14 protein-coding genes are annotated in these 14,497 nt (G+C 73.3%); 8 read left to right on the forward strand and 6 right to left on the reverse strand.

Annotated elements, in window-relative coordinates; translation table 11 throughout:
* Window positions 1-82 precede the first annotated feature (82 nt).
* The 3 genes from AMK24_RS16270 to AMK24_RS16280 all read right to left on the reverse strand — a co-directional run bounded on the left by AMK24_RS16270 (window position 83) and on the right by AMK24_RS16280 (window position 5,860).
* On the reverse strand, window positions 83-3,079 hold the full coding sequence (locus AMK24_RS16270; protein WP_073769457.1) for a bifunctional [glutamine synthetase] adenylyltransferase/[glutamine synthetase]-adenylyl-L-tyrosine phosphorylase: 2,997 nt from the start codon (window positions 3,077-3,079) through the stop codon (window positions 83-85).
* An 86-nt stretch (window positions 3,080-3,165) separates the two neighbouring features.
* Window positions 3,166-4,056 carry a putative protein N(5)-glutamine methyltransferase gene (locus tag AMK24_RS16275; protein ID WP_079190533.1) on the reverse strand — a complete coding sequence of 297 codons (891 nt, stop codon included), beginning with the start codon at window positions 4,054-4,056 and terminating at the stop codon, window positions 3,166-3,168.
* 304 nt (window positions 4,057-4,360) lie between these two features.
* Window positions 4,361-5,860 (reverse strand): MFS transporter, encoded by a 1,500-nt coding sequence (locus AMK24_RS16280; RefSeq protein ID WP_073769596.1) that lies wholly within the window; start codon window positions 5,858-5,860, stop codon window positions 4,361-4,363.
* Window positions 5,861-6,076: 216 nt separating this feature from the next.
* Between AMK24_RS16280 and AMK24_RS16285 the strand changes: the two genes are divergently transcribed.
* Entirely contained in the window at window positions 6,077-6,676 is a 600-nt protein-coding gene (locus AMK24_RS16285; protein ID WP_073769458.1) for an acyl-CoA-like ligand-binding transcription factor, read from the forward strand.
* 141 nt (window positions 6,677-6,817) lie between these two features.
* Here AMK24_RS16285 and AMK24_RS16290 read toward each other — a convergent pair whose 3' ends face one another.
* On the reverse strand, window positions 6,818-7,582 hold the full coding sequence (locus AMK24_RS16290; RefSeq protein ID WP_073769459.1) for a GntR family transcriptional regulator: 765 nt from the start codon (window positions 7,580-7,582) through the stop codon (window positions 6,818-6,820).
* A gap of 158 nt (window positions 7,583-7,740) precedes the next feature.
* Here AMK24_RS16290 and AMK24_RS16295 point away from each other — a divergent pair, with 158 nt between their 5' ends.
* The 4 genes from AMK24_RS16295 (at window position 7,741) to AMK24_RS16305 (ending at window position 9,486) form a co-directional block, all read left to right on the forward strand.
* Window positions 7,741-8,079 carry a hypothetical protein gene (locus AMK24_RS16295; RefSeq protein ID WP_073769460.1) on the forward strand — a complete coding sequence of 113 codons (339 nt, stop codon included), beginning with the start codon at window positions 7,741-7,743 and terminating at the stop codon, window positions 8,077-8,079.
* Window positions 8,076-8,204 (forward strand): hypothetical protein, encoded by a 129-nt coding sequence (locus AMK24_RS35185; protein WP_274535075.1) that lies wholly within the window; start codon window positions 8,076-8,078, stop codon window positions 8,202-8,204. Before AMK24_RS16295 ends, AMK24_RS35185 begins: the two co-directional genes overlap by 4 nt.
* Before the next feature lie 46 nt (window positions 8,205-8,250).
* A complete protein-coding gene (locus AMK24_RS16300; RefSeq protein ID WP_073769461.1) occupies window positions 8,251-8,547 on the forward strand; it encodes a hypothetical protein in 297 nt (98 codons plus the stop codon).
* 174 nt (window positions 8,548-8,721) lie between these two features.
* Window positions 8,722-9,486, forward strand: a complete 765-nt coding sequence (locus AMK24_RS16305; RefSeq protein ID WP_073769462.1) for a hypothetical protein — start codon at window positions 8,722-8,724, stop codon at window positions 9,484-9,486.
* Between the two features lie 84 nt (window positions 9,487-9,570).
* Here the strand turns inward: AMK24_RS16305 and AMK24_RS35190 are convergent, their stop codons facing one another.
* Window positions 9,571-9,696, reverse strand: a complete 126-nt coding sequence (locus AMK24_RS35190; protein WP_274535076.1) for a hypothetical protein — start codon at window positions 9,694-9,696, stop codon at window positions 9,571-9,573.
* Between the two features lie 187 nt (window positions 9,697-9,883).
* Window positions 9,884-11,245 carry a type I glutamate--ammonia ligase gene (gene glnA / locus AMK24_RS16310; protein ID WP_073769463.1) on the reverse strand — a complete coding sequence of 454 codons (1,362 nt, stop codon included), beginning with the start codon at window positions 11,243-11,245 and terminating at the stop codon, window positions 9,884-9,886.
* A gap of 387 nt (window positions 11,246-11,632) precedes the next feature.
* Here glnA and AMK24_RS16315 point away from each other — a divergent pair, with 387 nt between their 5' ends.
* From AMK24_RS16315 to AMK24_RS16325, 3 genes are all read left to right on the forward strand, one after another.
* Window positions 11,633-12,058 (forward strand): CBS domain-containing protein, encoded by a 426-nt coding sequence (locus AMK24_RS16315; RefSeq protein ID WP_073769464.1) that lies wholly within the window; start codon window positions 11,633-11,635, stop codon window positions 12,056-12,058.
* A 214-nt stretch (window positions 12,059-12,272) separates the two neighbouring features.
* Entirely contained in the window at window positions 12,273-12,767 is a 495-nt protein-coding gene (locus AMK24_RS16320; protein ID WP_073769465.1) for a hypothetical protein, read from the forward strand.
* Window positions 12,768-12,834: 67 nt separating this feature from the next.
* Complete coding sequence (locus AMK24_RS16325) at window positions 12,835-14,448, forward strand: multicopper oxidase family protein (protein ID WP_073769466.1); 1,614 nt, start codon at window positions 12,835-12,837, stop codon at window positions 14,446-14,448.
* Window positions 14,449-14,497: the final 49 nt, after the last annotated feature.

Raw genomic sequence — 14,497 nt, forward strand, 5'->3', positions numbered from 1 at the left:
ATGCCGCCCCGCCTCCCCGCCTCCCCGCCCCGCCGGCGCCTGAGGGGCGGGGCGGGGGCACCGCCGCTGCGAGTTAATACACCTAGGCCCCGGCCCCGTAGAACCGCTCCTCCACCACCGCGCGGGCCCGCCGGGTGATCCGCCGGTAGTCGTCCAGCATGTCCCCCACGTGCCCCGGCTCGTACCCCAGGTAGCGCCCCACCGCCGCCAGCTCCCGCGACTCCGACGGGAACGTGTCGCCCGGCCGCCCCCGTACCAGCATCACCGCGTTGCGCACCCGGGACGCCAGCACCCACGCCTCGTCCAGCGTCTGCGCCTCCTCCGCCGGGATCAGCTCCGCGGCGCAGGCGGCGGCCAGCGCCTCGCGCGTGCGCGTCGTGCGCAGCCCGGGCTCCGCCCATCCGTGCCGCATCTGCATCAGCTGCACGGTCCACTCGACGTCGCTCAGCCCGCCCCGCCCCAGCTTCGCGTGGAGCGTGGGGTCCGCGCCGCGCGGCATCCGCTCGGACTCCATGCGCGCCTTGAGCCGGCGGATCTCGCGTACGGCGTCCTCGCCGAGGCCCTCCATCGGGTACCTGAGCGGGTCGATCAGCTCGACGAAGGCGCGGCCCACCTCCGCGTCGCCCGCCACCGGCTGGGCCCGCAGCAGGGCCTGGCTCTCCCAGACCAGCGACCAGCGCCGGTAGTAGGCGTCGTAGGACTTCAGGGTGCGCACCATCGGCCCGGTCCGGCCCTCGGGGCGCAGGTCGGCGTCGATCAGCAGCGGCGGGTCGGCGGTCGGCAGCTGGAGCAGTCGGCGCATCTCGGAGACGACCGCGTTGGCGGCCTTGGCCGCCTCCTCGTCGCTGACGCCCTCGCGCGGCTGGTGGACGAAGAGGACGTCCGCGTCGGAGCCGTAGCTCAGCTCGTGTCCGCCGAAGCGGCCCATGCCGATGACGGCGAACCGGGTCGGCAGGGTGTCGCCCCACCGTTCCCGTACGGCGGCCCGCAGCGCGCCCGCGATGGTGACGGCGTTCAGGTCGGTGACGGCCGAGCCGACGCGGTCGACGAGGGCCCCGTGGTCCTGTTCGGCCGGGTTGTCCTCGGTGCCGTACGAGCCGATGAGGTCGGCGGCCGTGGTACGGAACAGCTCCCGGCGGCGCACCCCGCGCACCACCGCGACCGCCGACTCCGCGTCCCCGGCCCGCCCCACCGCGGCCAGCACCTCCTGCTCCAGGTGGGTCCGGGTGCGGGGCGTGAGCCCCTCCGGGTCGCCGAGGATCGCCACCGCCTCCGGGGCCCGCATGAGCAGGTCCGGGGCGAGGCGGCCGGCGGAGAGGACCCGGGCGAGGTTCTCCGCGGCGGCGCCCTCGTCCCGCAGGAGCCGCAGGTACCAGGGGGTCTTGCCGAGCGCGTCGGACACCTTGCGGAAGCCGAGGAGCCCGGCGTCCGGGTCGGCGGAGTCCGCGAACCAGCCGAGCAGCACCGGCAGCAGGGTGCGCTGGATGGCGGCCTTGCGGGTCACCCCGGAGGAGAGGGCCTCCAGGTGCCGCAGGGCGGCGGCGGGGTCGGCGTACCCGAGGGCTTCCAGGCGGATCGCGGCGGCCTTCGCGCTGAGCCGGGTCTCCCCGGGGGCGAGCTGGGCGACGGCGTCCAGCAGCGGCCGGTAGAAGATCTTCTCGTGCAGCCGCCGTACGACGGAGGCGTGCCGCTTCCACGCCTTGTTCAGCTCGGCCACCGGATCGGTGCGCATCCCGAGCGACCGGCCGAGCCGCCGCAGGTCCGCCTCGTCGTCGGGGACCAGGTGGGTGCGGCGGAGCCGGTGGAGCTGGATGCGGTGCTCCATGGCGCGCAGGAAGCGGTACGCCTCGTCGAGCTGGGCGGCGTCCGCGCGCCCCACGTACCCGCCCTCGGCGAGCGCCCGCAGCGCCTCCAGGGTGGAGCCGCTGCGCAGGGAGGCGTCGCTGCGGCCGTGCACCAGCTGGAGCAGCTGTACCGCGAACTCGACGTCCCGCAGGCCGCCGGGTCCGAGCTTCAGCTCCCGGTCGATCCGGTCGGCGGGGATGTTGTCGACGACGCGGCGGCGCATCTTCTGCACGTCGGGGACGAAGTTCTCGCGGTCGGCGGCCTGCCAGACCAGCGGGGACACGGCGTCCACGTACTCCGCGCCCAGCTCGGGGTCGCCGGCCACCGCGCGCGCCTTCAGCAGGGCCTGGAACTCCCAGGTCTTGGCCCAGCGCTGGTAGTAGGCGAGGTGGGAGCTGAGGGTGCGCACCAGCGGCCCGTTGCGGCCCTCGGGGCGGAGGTTGGCGTCGACCTCCCAGATGGCGCCCTCGACGGTGGTCTCGGAGCAGATCCGCATCAGATGGGCGGCGAGCCGGGTGGCGGCCTGCAGGGCCTTGGTCTCGTCGACCCCCTCGCGCGCCTCCGCGACGAAGATGACGTCGACGTCGGAGACGTAGTTCAGCTCGCGCCCGCCGCACTTGCCCATCGCGACGACGGCGAGCCGGCACTGCGCGGCGTCCTCGGGGGCGGCCGTACGGGCGATGGCGAGGGCGGCGCGCAGGGTGGCGGTGGCGAGGTCGGCCAGTTCGGCGGCGGTCTGGGCGAGGCCGGTGGTCCCGCAGACGTCCCGGGCGGCGAGGGTGAGCAGGCACCGGCGGTAGGCGACCCGCAGCGCGTCGGGGTCGGCGGCGCCGGCGAGCCCGTGCTCGAACTCGGCGACGCCCGGGTGCAGGTCGGCCGCCTCGTACGTGACGAGCGTCTGCCAGTCGCGCGGGTGCCGCGCCAGGTGGTCCCCCAGCGCCTCGGAGGCGCCGAGGACCCCGAGGAGCCGGTCGCGCAGGGGTTTGGCGGTGACGAGGGTGTCGAGCAGCATCTGCCGGTCGCCCTCCTCCCCCGCCTCCGCGATCCGGACCAGCCCGCGCAGGGCCAGATCCGGGTCGGCGGTCGCCCCGAGCGCCTCCAGCAGGACCGGATCGGACCGTACGGAGGCGAGCGCGTCCAGGTCGAGGAGCTGCTCGGCGGCGGAGGGGTCGGTGAATCCGTGCCGCAGCAGCCTGGTGAACGTGCTGCTCCTGCGCCCCGGCGCGGTCGTCATCCCGTGCTCTCCTGCCAGCCGAACCGAACTGCCTAGCCTGGTGTCGCGGCGGCGCGGCCACGTGGCCGCGTCACAGCTCTCCGAGCCTAGTCCTGTGGCGGCGGGTTCGGGGTGGCGGCGGGCCCCGCGAGCGGTGTGGTCCCCGCCGTGCGGGGCAGGGCCGTGCCGTTTCCGGCCCCCGCTGCCCCGGTCCGGGCGCCGGCGGTCCCCACCAGGACGGTGGCGTACAGCTCCTCGGAGACCAGGACCCGGGGGGCGAGTCCGGCGGCCCGCAGGATCTCGACCGCCCTCTCCCGCTGCCGCTCGCTCGCCTCGACGAGCAGGCTGCCGCCGGGGGCGAGCCAGTCCGGCGCCCCGGCGGCGACCCGGCGCATGACGTCGAGGCCGTCGCCGCCCCCGTCCAGGGCGACGCGCGGTTCGTGGACGCGGGCCTCGGCGGGCAGCAGGGCGACGTCGTCGGTGGGGACGTAGGGGACGTTGGCGAGGAGTACGTCGACCCGGGCGCGCAGAGTGTTCGGGAGGGGGTCGAAGAGGTCGCCCTCGTACACGTGCCCCAGCTCGCCCACGTTGCGCCGGGCGCACCGTACGGCGGCGGGTTCGACGTCGCACGCGTGCAGTTCGGCGGCGTCCGACACGGCGGCCAGGGCGGCGCCGAGCGCGCCGGAACCGCAGCAGAGGTCGACGACGACGGCCCGCCGGGGAGCGAGGGCGGCGGCCTGCGCCACGAGGAACTCCGTACGACGGCGGGGCACGAAGACGCCTGTGTCCACCGCATAGCGGCGTCCGCCGAACTCCGCCCAGCCCAGGACGTGTTCGAGCGGAAGTCCGGCGGCGCGGCGCTCGACGAGCGAGGACAGTTCGTCCGGGGTGGCGGCGGCCTCGTGCAGGAGGCGGGCCTCGTCCTCGGCGAAGACGCAGCCGGCGCGGCGGAGGGCGAGGACGGTGGTGGAGAGGAAGGCGGCGGTGCGAACGGTCATACGAGCGGAGCCTTTCGGGGAAACCGATGGGCGCTCGGCGATCGTCCTAGTCCGTCCGGTCGGCTGCTGCCGTCGTTCCCGGCCGTACGACGTGATCGCGCGGGGTGAGCACCCGGTCTGATCCAGCGGTAATGGGTCTCACCTCCTCGGTCGATCGCGTCGGTCCCCGTGGTGTGCGGGGACGGTGCGCGGGCCTGCCCTGGGGCCGCCCGCGCGGGGTCGTAACAGTACAACAGCCCGCTCCCGCACCCGGACCGGGTGCGGGAGCGGGCTGTCGGAGCCCCGGCTTCGCTCCTCGCGCCGCCTACAGGTCGACGCTGTCCCGCAGCCTGGTGGGCGTCAGGAACAGGGAGGCGACGACGCCGACCACCGCGATGCCGGCGGAGATGAGGAAGATGTGGCCGGTGGCGTCCCCGTACGCGGCCCGGACGATCTCCTGGACCTCGGGCGGCATGGCGGCGAGGTTGAGGGTGGAGCCTCCTGAACCGGTGGCGGCGGGGTCGATGCCGAGCCCGGTCAGCCCGTCGGTGATCTTGACGGAGACCTGGTGGGCGAGGACCGCGCCGAGCACCGAGACGCCCATGGTGCCGCCGAGGGAGCGGAAGAAGGTGATCGCGCCGCTGGCCGCGCCGATCTCGCTGAGCGGGACGGTGTTCTGGAGGACGAGGACGAGGTTCTGCATCGACATGCCGACTCCGACGCCGACGCCGAGCATCCCCAGCGACACCATCACGAGCGAGGTCTCGTGGTCGATGAAGGAGAGCCCGAGGAAACCGGCGGCGAGGACGATCACACCGGCGACGATGAACGGCTTGACCTTGCCGGTCGTGGACACGAGGCGTCCGGCGACGGTCGAGGAGACGAGCACGCCCGCCATCAGCGGGATGGTGAGGAGGCCCGCCTCGGTGGGCGAGTAGCCGCGGCCGATCTGGAAGTACTGGCCGAGGAAGACCGCGCCGCCGAACATGGCCATGCCGACCGCGAGGCTGGCGACGATGGCGAGGGCGGGATCCCGGCGGCGGACGACGTGCAGCGGGACGACGGGCTCCTTGACCCGGCCCTCGACGAGGACGGCCGCGGCGAGGATCAGCACGCTGCCGCCGACCATGAGGGCGGTCTGCCAGGAGAGCCAGTCGAAGTCGTCGCCGACGAAGGTGACCCAGAGCAGCAGCAGGCTGACCCCGGCGGCGATGAGCGCGGCGCCGAGGTAGTCGACCTTGGCGTCGGACCGGCGGACTTCGGGGAGGTGCAGGGTGCGGCCGAGGATCACGGAGGCGAGCAGGGTGAAGGGCACGGCGACGAAGAAGCACCAGCGCCAGCCGAGCCAGGAGGCGTCGGTGATGAACCCGCCGAGAAGCGGCCCGCCCACGGTGGCGACGGCCATCACCCCGCCGAGGTAGCCGTTGTAGCGCCCGCGCTCCTTCGGGCTGATCATCGCGGCGATGATCACCTGGACCAGCACCTGGAGCGCGCCCATGCCGAGCCCCTGGACGGCGCGGAAGGCGATGAGCTGCTCGGTGGACCCGGCGAACCCGCAGGCGACCGAGGAGACGACGAAGAGGCCGATGGCCACCTGGAGCAGCAGTTTCTTGCTGAACAGGTCGGCGAGCTTGCCCCAGATCGGGGTGGAGGCCGTGGAGGTGAGCAGGGTCGCGGTGACGACCCAGGTGTACTGCGACTGCGTGCCGTCGAGCGATCCGATGATCTGCGGGAGCGCGACCGAGACCACGGTGCTGCTGATCATCGCCACGAACAGCACGATGAGCAGCCCGCTCAGGGCGCGCAGGACGTGCCGGTGGTCCATGGGTGCGGCGGGGGCCCCGACCGGGGCGGCGGTGTCTGCTGCGCTCACGCGCAACCTCCGGAAATGTTCGTACGAGACCCGTACGGGGCCGCCCGCGCCGGCCTGCTGCACGGGTACGGGCACGCCTGTACGAGAGGGAGAAGGCTTCACCATACATGCACACTGCGCAATTTTGCCCACTGCGCAACTATCTTGCCCCCGGGGGATAATGCGGGCATGGACAGCAGCGCCGCGGGCCCGGGACTCCGGGAACGCAAGAAGGAAGCCACCCGGCAGGCCGTGCACGAGGCGACCCTGCGCCTGACGGTGGAGCACGGCTTCGACCAGGTGACGGTCGAGGCGGTGGCGGACGCGGCCGGAATCTCGCGCAGAACGTTCTCCAACTACTTCACCAACAAGGAGGACGCCCTCCTCTACGGCGAGGAGCAGCAGATCAGGGCCCTGGTCCGCACGGTGCGCGACCGGCCGGCGGACGAGCCGGCCTGGCCCGCCCTGCGCGCGGCGGTGGCCCAGTTCGCGGACCGGGTGGCGCCTCCGGAGCGCGAATGGGCGGTACGCACCCGCCTGGCGATGCGCCATCCCTCGCTGCTGGCACGTCAGTTGGCCAACCACGCCGCCCTGGAACGCGACCTGGCGGAAGCGGTGGCCGCCCGCCCCGGCCCGGCCTCGGCCCCGGTCCGCCCGATCGTCCTGGCGGCGGGCTTCCTCTCCTCGCTCCGGATCGCGATGCGCATGTGGATCGAGGAGGACCTGGCCCGCGAACCGGCGGCGGTGATCGACGAGATCCTGGACGAGATGGGGCGGGGGTTCACGTAGGGGCGGGCGCCCCTGGCCGTCGCCGCCCGCCCCGGCCGTCCGGCCCGGAAACCGCCGGTCCGGCGCCGGGCCGGCAACCCCGACCCGGTCACCCGCCTCGGCACTCGGCACAGGCACCCCCACCGATAGGGGGCGGGAGCCTCAGGAACCCGGCCGCTTCACGCGGATCTCGTAGGCGATCTCCCACCGGATGTCCGGCACGACGATGTCGGCGGTCTCCACGGGGCGGCCCTCGTCGTCGAAGTACGTGCGCTCGATCGCGATGACCAGGTCGCCCACGGAGATCCCGAGCAGATTGGCCTGCTCCCTCGTCGCGCGGGCCGGGCGGACCAGTTCGATGCCGGTGGCGATGTCCACGCCGATGGACCGCATGCGTTCGACGACGCCGATCTTGCCGCGCGGGCCCATCTCCGGGAGCAGGACCGGCGTGCCGTCCGTGATGGCCATCGGCTCCCAGCTCTTGGCCAGTTGCACGGGCATGCCGTCGGCGAGGAATTCGTAGTCCGTCACGACGCAGGGGTCGCCGGGCTCGATCGCCAGCCGTTCGGCGATGTCCTCCGTCGCGGGAACGCGCGCCGCGCTGGTGCACTCCCACTCCGCCTCGTGGTCGAGCTCCTTCATGTTCGAGGCGAAGGGCCCGGCGCCGCGCTGCTCGCTGTGGCGCGAGCGGATCATGCGCCGACGCTCGCGGGGCCGCCGAACGTACGTGCCCGAACCGGCGCGGCCTTCCAGGATGCCTTCGACGATCAGGTGCTCCATGGCCCGCTGGGCCACGGACCGGCCGACCCCGAACTCCTCGGCGAACCGCGCCCGGGACGGCAGCTTCTCCCCGACCGCCCATTCACCGGCCCGCACGCGAGCCCGCAGCTCGTCCGCCACCTTCAAGTACGACTTATCACGTGGCATTTGAGCAGCTCCGTGTGTTCGGCGTCGATATGGGCGTCGCTGTTGACAAAGCTAACCCATCAGGTTGAAGCTGAATACTCAGCATTACATGGAGTAACGAGAGGCCCCGGGGGAGAAGTGTGCGCTCTGCACAAGCGCGGGTTGCGGCGCTGACCGGCATGCTCGCCGCCGCCACGGGCGCCGAACCGCGTGCGATCGCCGAGCCGGACGCGTTCCGCGTGGAGGCCGATCTCCCCGCCGAGCTGAGTGAGGCCGCCCACGCGGCCGTGCTCGCCGCCCTGGCCACGGCGGACCGCTACGGGCACAGGCTGACCCGCACCTCCGAATACGTCTGGGCCGAGATCAGCAGAGAGGCGAACGTGAACACGACCGAATCCTCCGACACGGCCTACCGCGCCCTGCTCGGCCACACGACGACCTGCACCGCCTGCCGGACCGGCGTGAACTGCCCCGACGCCACACGGCTCGTCCGCGCCTGGCGGGACACCCGCAGATGAGCCCCACCGACCGCCTCGACCCCGCCGACCGCACCGACCACCTCAGCCTCGCCGAACCCACCGACCGCCTCGACCCCGCCGACCCCACCAGCCCCACCAGCCCCGCCCACGACGGAGGCACCTGATGCGCGACACCCGTCCGGCCTTATCGGCAGCGCCCGGGAGGCTCGCATGATCACCCTCTCCCCGACCGACGTCCGCACCTGCGAGGCGTGCTGGTCCGCCCCGGTCGCCGTGGCCCGGCACACCCCCGCCGGCCGCGACCTGCTCTGCGAGGACTGCGCGGAGGGCGGCTACCCGCGCCGCGTCGACCTGTTCCCGCCCCTCGGCGTCTACGGCCTGACCACGCGCAAGCTCGCGAACGACGGCAGACACGGCAGCGGCCCCCCGAAAACCCCACCGAACCCCGGCCCCCCGCTGCCCAGCCCGCCACCGGCCCCGTCCCCGCCGGGGACACCGCCGGTGTAGGACACCGCTCGCCCCCACCCCCCGACGTGCCACTCCTCCGTCCCGCGACGGTACGGGCGCGGAGCGGGCACAGGCCGGGAGACGACCCCGGCGGCCCGGTCGGCCCTGGCGCGTAAGGTGGCGATCTTCGGCAGGCGGAAGCCCGCTGGAGTACCCCGAGGCGGTGCGATCACCATGCCTCCCGACGCCGCCCCCACCCGGCTCCGGCTCGACCGCGCCCTGGACGGGCTGGCCGCCACCTTCCGCGGCATGACCGCGCGCGCCGACGAGGTCCAGTGCGCGTGTCACTGGGGCAGCCCGGAGGAACTGGCGCTGCTGAAGGCCCCAGGCGTGCCCCTCGCCCCGGATCTCCTCCGCCGCACCTGGGACGCCCCCGACTGGGACGACCACGGGGCGGTGCTGCGGCGGATCCTGCCCCAGTTCGCCCGGGCGTTGGTCCGCGGCGAGGTGGAGCCGATGTTCGGCATGTACGAGGTCGGCCGCTCGTTCGCCCGGGGCAACTGGCAGCGGTGGTCCGCGCAACAGAGCGCTGCGGTACGGGAGTTCCTGCACGCGTGGTGGGCCCAGAACCTCCTGGACCCGGCCCCCGCCGTGCCCGCGCACGAACTGCTGTCCCTGTGCGCCGAGGCGGCGGGCACGGCGGTTCCCTGGCTCACCGTATGGGAGTCGGTCGACGACGAGGTGTCCGACCGGCACCTGAGGGAGGCCGCCGCCGCGTGGGAGTACGGGCTGCTGGGCGATCAACTGCCGTGGGACGCCTGGGACGACGAGGACGAGAGCGGGCTGCGCGGCGAACTCTCCACCTGGCTCGTCCGCCACGCCCCGACGCGGCTGCGCACCCGGGACGGCTGCGGGACGCTGCTGCACCGCATCCGCCTGATCGGCCTCAGCGGACCGGATCGCTGGGAGGACCCGCACTGGCCCGGGCACCGGTACTGAACCGGCAGCCGCCCGCCCACCAGCCTCGCCGAAGCGACGAAACCCGTGTGTCGCGAGCCGCCCGCGGTCCACGGACGGCCCGGGCTACCTCTTGCGCACCCGGCTCACCACAAACGCCGCCCCGACGATGACGATGAGGGCGACGGCGACGATCCAGAAGGCCGGAGCGCCCTGCCCCGCCCCTTTGGCCAAGAACTGCCCGTGCTCCATACCGTTCTCCCTTCGTCCGATGTGCCGGCGTGCGGCGGCGTACGCGTACCCAACGCTCGCGTACCCCGTTCCGCCGGCCATGCGCACCCGGCGGCGGCAGAAACGGTCGGGACCGGAAACGGCTGCGGGCGGGCCGTCCCGGTTCGACCGAAACCGAGGGGGCCCGCCCGCAGCACGTACGCAGGCGCTACAGCACCGGCAGCAAGTTCTTCAGCTCGAAAGCCGTCACCTCGCTGCGGTACTCCTCCCACTCCTGCTTCTTGTTGCGGAGGAAGAAGTCGAAGACGTGCTCGCCCAGCGTCTCGGCGACCAGTTCGCTCTTCTCCATCAGGGAGATCGCCTCGCCCAGGTTCTGCGGGAGCGGTTCGATGCCCATCGCGCGGCGTTCGGCGTCGGAGAGGGCCCAGACGTCGTCGTCGGCGCCGGCCGGGAGTTCGTAGCCCTCCTCGATGCCCTTGAGTCCGGCGGCGAGCAGGACCGCGTACGTGAGGTACGGGTTGGCGCCGGAATCGATCGAGCGGACCTCGACGCGGGCGGACCCGGTCTTGCCCGGCTTGTACATCGGGACGCGGATGAGGGCGGAGCGGTTGTTGTGGCCCCAGCAGATGTACGAGGGGGCTTCGCCGCCCGCTCCGGCCGCGCGGGAGGAGCCGCCCCAGATGCGCTTGTAGGAGTTGACCCACTGGTTGGTGACGGCGGAGATCTCCGCGGCGTGCCGCAGCAGTCCGGCGATGAAGGAGCGGCCGACCTTGGAGAGCTGGTACTCCGCCCCCGACTCGTAGAAGGCGTTGCGGTCGCCCTCGAAGAGGGAGAGGTGGGTGTGCATGCCCGAACCCGGGTACTCCGAGAAGGGCTTGGGCATGAACGTGGCCTGCACGCCCTGTTCCAGCGCCACCTGCTTCATCACCAGGCGGAACGTCATGATGTTGTCCGCCGTGGAGAGCGCGTCCGCGTACCGCAGGTCGATCTCCTGCTGGCCCGGCGCGCCCTCGTGGTGGCTGAACTCGACCGAGATGCCCATCGATTCGAGCATCGTGATCGCCTGGCGGCGGAAGTCCATCCCCACGTTCTGCGGTGTGTGGTCGAAGTAGCCCGAGCTGTCCGCCGGGGTCGGGCGGGTGCCGTCGACCGGCTTGCTCTTCAGCAGGAAGAACTCGATCTCGGGGTGGGTGTAGAAGGTGAAGCCGAGGTCCGAGGTCTTGGCGAGGATGCGCTTCAGCACGTAGCGCGGGTCCGCGAAGGAAGGGGAGCCGTCCGGCATGAGGATGTCGCAGAACATCCGCGCGGTGCCCGGGGCTTCCGCGCGCCAGGGCAGGATCTGGAACGTGCCCGGGTCCGGCTTGGCGATCATGTCCGACTCGTAGACCCGCGCGAAGCCCTCGATCGCCGAGCCGTCGAAGCCGATGCCCTCGTCGAATGCCTGCTCCAGCTCGGCCGGAGCGACGGCGACGGACTTGAGGAACCCGAGGACGTCGGTGAACCACAGCCTCACGAAGCGGATGTCGCGCTCCTCAAGGGTCCTGAGGACGAATTCCTGCTGCTTGTCCATTGCCACATCCTTGCAGTTCAGACGGTCCGTGCACCACCGCCCGGGGTAGGGGGACACTGCCAGTATCACGACCCGGGATTTCACCCACATTACGCACCCGGTGTGAGAGGGAGCACTCGGCCACCCCCGGCGATCGGCGGCCGACGCACCCGGGCCCGGCAGCCGGGTCGCGGCTGGTTTCCGGCCCGTTGACGCACGGGGGTCCGCAGGCCGCTCCCCGGTCTTCACGGCCTCCGCGGAACGGGGTTTCCCGGGGTCACGGCGGGCGGTGGACGCGTCGTGCACCCGAACGGGCGAGTGCGGTCGCGCCGCCCCGGCGGGCCGGTGACGATGGGTGGCGCTCGGGGCCGTACGGCAGTGCCATCGGCACGCAGGAGGAAATCCCCCATGACGACCGCCAAAGACATCATGCACAGCGGGGCCCGTTGGATCCCGGCCCACGAGACGCTCGACCGTGCAGCGCAGTTGATGCGCGAGCACAACGTGGGCGCGCTGCCCGTCTCGGCCAACGGCGACTCGGACCGGATGGTCGGCATCATCACCGACCGCGACATCGTGGTGGGCTGTGTGGCCAAGGGCCACGACCCGGCCAAGGTCACGGCGGGCGATCTCGCGCAGGGCACGCCCCGTTGGATCGATGCGGGGGCCGGTGTGGAGGCGGTCCTGGAGGAGATGCAGACCCATCGCATCCGCCGGCTGCCCGTCGTCGAGAACAAGAAGCTGGTCGGCATGATCAGCGAGGCCGACCTGGCGCAGCACCTGACCGAGGAGCAGATCGCCGGCTGGGCGGAGAAGGTGTACTCCCGCACCTGAGCCACCGGGGCGCGGAGCGGGCGGAGCGTCGGCGGCCCGGCGGTCGTCCGCTGTTCCTCCCGCTCCGTCGGCTCCGCCCCTCCCGCTTCGGGCGGCGGCGCGGGAGGGAACGGGGGGGAATCGGGGGAGGGAATCGGGGGAGGGCGTCGGGGAGAGGGAGCGGACGGCCCACCCTGCCTCCGGCCGCATACCCGGCGGGGGTAGGGTGGGCCGTATGGCCGGTGAGCTGCGGAGCAGGGGTGTGACGTACGGGCAGCTGGTGCTGTTCGCCGCCCTGCTGTTCGGCATCGTCACCATGCACACGGTCGGGCACCCGGCCGAGCACGGCGGCCCGTCCTCCTCGCCGGCCGTGATGAGCGGCGAGCACGGCGGCCCCGCCTCGTCGGCGGGGGCCGCCGGCCACGCGACCGCCGGAGCCCGGGAGGCGGTGCCGGCTCCGCCCGGCGTCGACGCACCGCATCCGCCGTCCCACGGCTTCCCCGCCTCGGACGCCGGGGTTCCCCCGAGCGGCATGGATCCGCTCTCCGTCTGCCTCGCCGTCCTCGGTGCGTGGGGGCTCGCCCTCCTCGCCGCCCGGCTGCTGCTCGGCCTGCGCGCCGACGGGCGGTCCCCTGGCGCACCGGCGAAGGCGGGCCTCCTGCGGGCTCCGCGGCCGAATCCGCCACCCCCGATACCGGTCCTCGCCGCCGTCTCGGTACTGCGCGTGTAGGAGGGGCGTCCCACCTCCGCCCCTTTTCCTTTTCCCGAACCACCAGCACGCCAGAGGTGTCTTCAGCATGTCCGCACGACCCACCCGACGCGCCGTCCTCGGCGCAGCCCTCGCCGCCGCCGGAACCGGAGCGCTCGCCGCCTGTTCCGACGGCGGCGGCGATCACGGCGGTACGCACGCGCCCGGAGCGGCGCGGGAATCCGGTACGTACGTCTCCCCCGGCGGCGAGGAGGTCCGGGCGGCCGAGGCGGCGCGGGGCTCCGGCCCCGTACGCGAGGTCTCCCTCACCGCCGCCCGCACCCGGCTCGACCTCGGCGGCGGGCGGACCGTCGCCTCCTGGGCGTACGGGGACCGGCTGCCGGGGAGCGAGGTGCGGGTGACGGCGGGCGACACGCTCGCGCTCACCCTCGCCAACCACCTGCCCGAGCCCACCTCCCTGCACTGGCACGGGCTCGCCCTGCGCAACGACATGGACGGCGTCCCCGGGCTGACCCAGCGGAGCATCGGGCCGGGGGCCGACTTCGCCTACCGGTTCGCCGTGCCGCACCCGGGGACGTACTGGTTCCACCCGCACTCCGGCGTCCAGCAGGACCGGGGGCTGTACGCACCGCTGATCGTGGAGGACCCGAAGGAGCCGTTGTCGTACGACAAGGAGTGGGTGGTCGTCCTCGACGACTGGGTCGACGGGGTGGAGGGGTCCACTCCGGACGCCGTCCTGAAGGAGCTGTCCGGCGGCATGGGCGGCGGGATGGACCACGGTGCGCACACCATGTCCGGCGACGGGGACGGGGACGGGCACGGGGACCGGAAGGAGAAGGAAGGGAAGGGGGGAGCGGACGGCGGCGGGCCCTCGCGGATGACGATGGGGGCCCGCAGTGAGCTGCTCGGGGGCGACGCCGGTGACGTGGCCTATCCGTACTACCTGGTCAACGGGCGGGTGCCGCAGGACCCGGCGGTCTTCTCCGCGCGGCCCGGCGACCGGATCCGGCTGCGGATCATCAACGCCGGCGGCGACACCGCCTTCCGGGTCGCGCTCGGCGGGCACCGGCTGACCGTGACGCACACCGACGGGTTCCCGGTCCGGCACACCACGGGGGACTCGCTGCTGCTGGGGATGGGCGAGCGGTACGACGTCCTCGTCACCGCCGGGGACGGGGTCTTCCCGCTGACCGCGCTGGCCGAGGGGAAGAACGCGTCCGCCCTCGCCGTCCTGCGGACCGGGAGCGGGGCCGTGCCCGACGCCTCCGTACGCCCCGCGGAGCTGGACGGGAAGCCGGTGGAGGCGGGGCGGCTGGCCCCGGACCCGTCGGTGGCGCTGGGCGACCGGGCGCCGGACCGGACGATCCGGGTGCGGCTGACCGGCGGGATGGCCAACTACGACTGGGCCTTCGACGGCCGGCCGTACGACGCGAAGGAGCGGCGGCCGGTGGAGGCGGGCGAGCGGGTGCGGCTGGTCTTCGACAACGCGACGGCCATGTGGCACCCGCTCCATCTGCACGGGCACACCTTCGCGCTCGGCGGGAACGCCGCCGGGGCCCGCAAGGACACCGCGATCGTGCTGCCGCACCGGTCGCTGACGGTGGAGTTCGACGCCGACAACCCGGGGCTGTGGATGGTCCACTGCCACAACGTGTACCACGCGGAGGCGGGGATGATGACGGTGCTCGGGTACCGGGCCTGATCCCCCGGTACGACCCTTCCGACGCACCGCGGGTCGAGCGAGGAAAGCG

Source organism: Streptomyces sp. CB02366 (assembly GCF_001905905.1).
Lineage (GTDB): Bacteria > Actinomycetota > Actinomycetes > Streptomycetales > Streptomycetaceae > Streptomyces.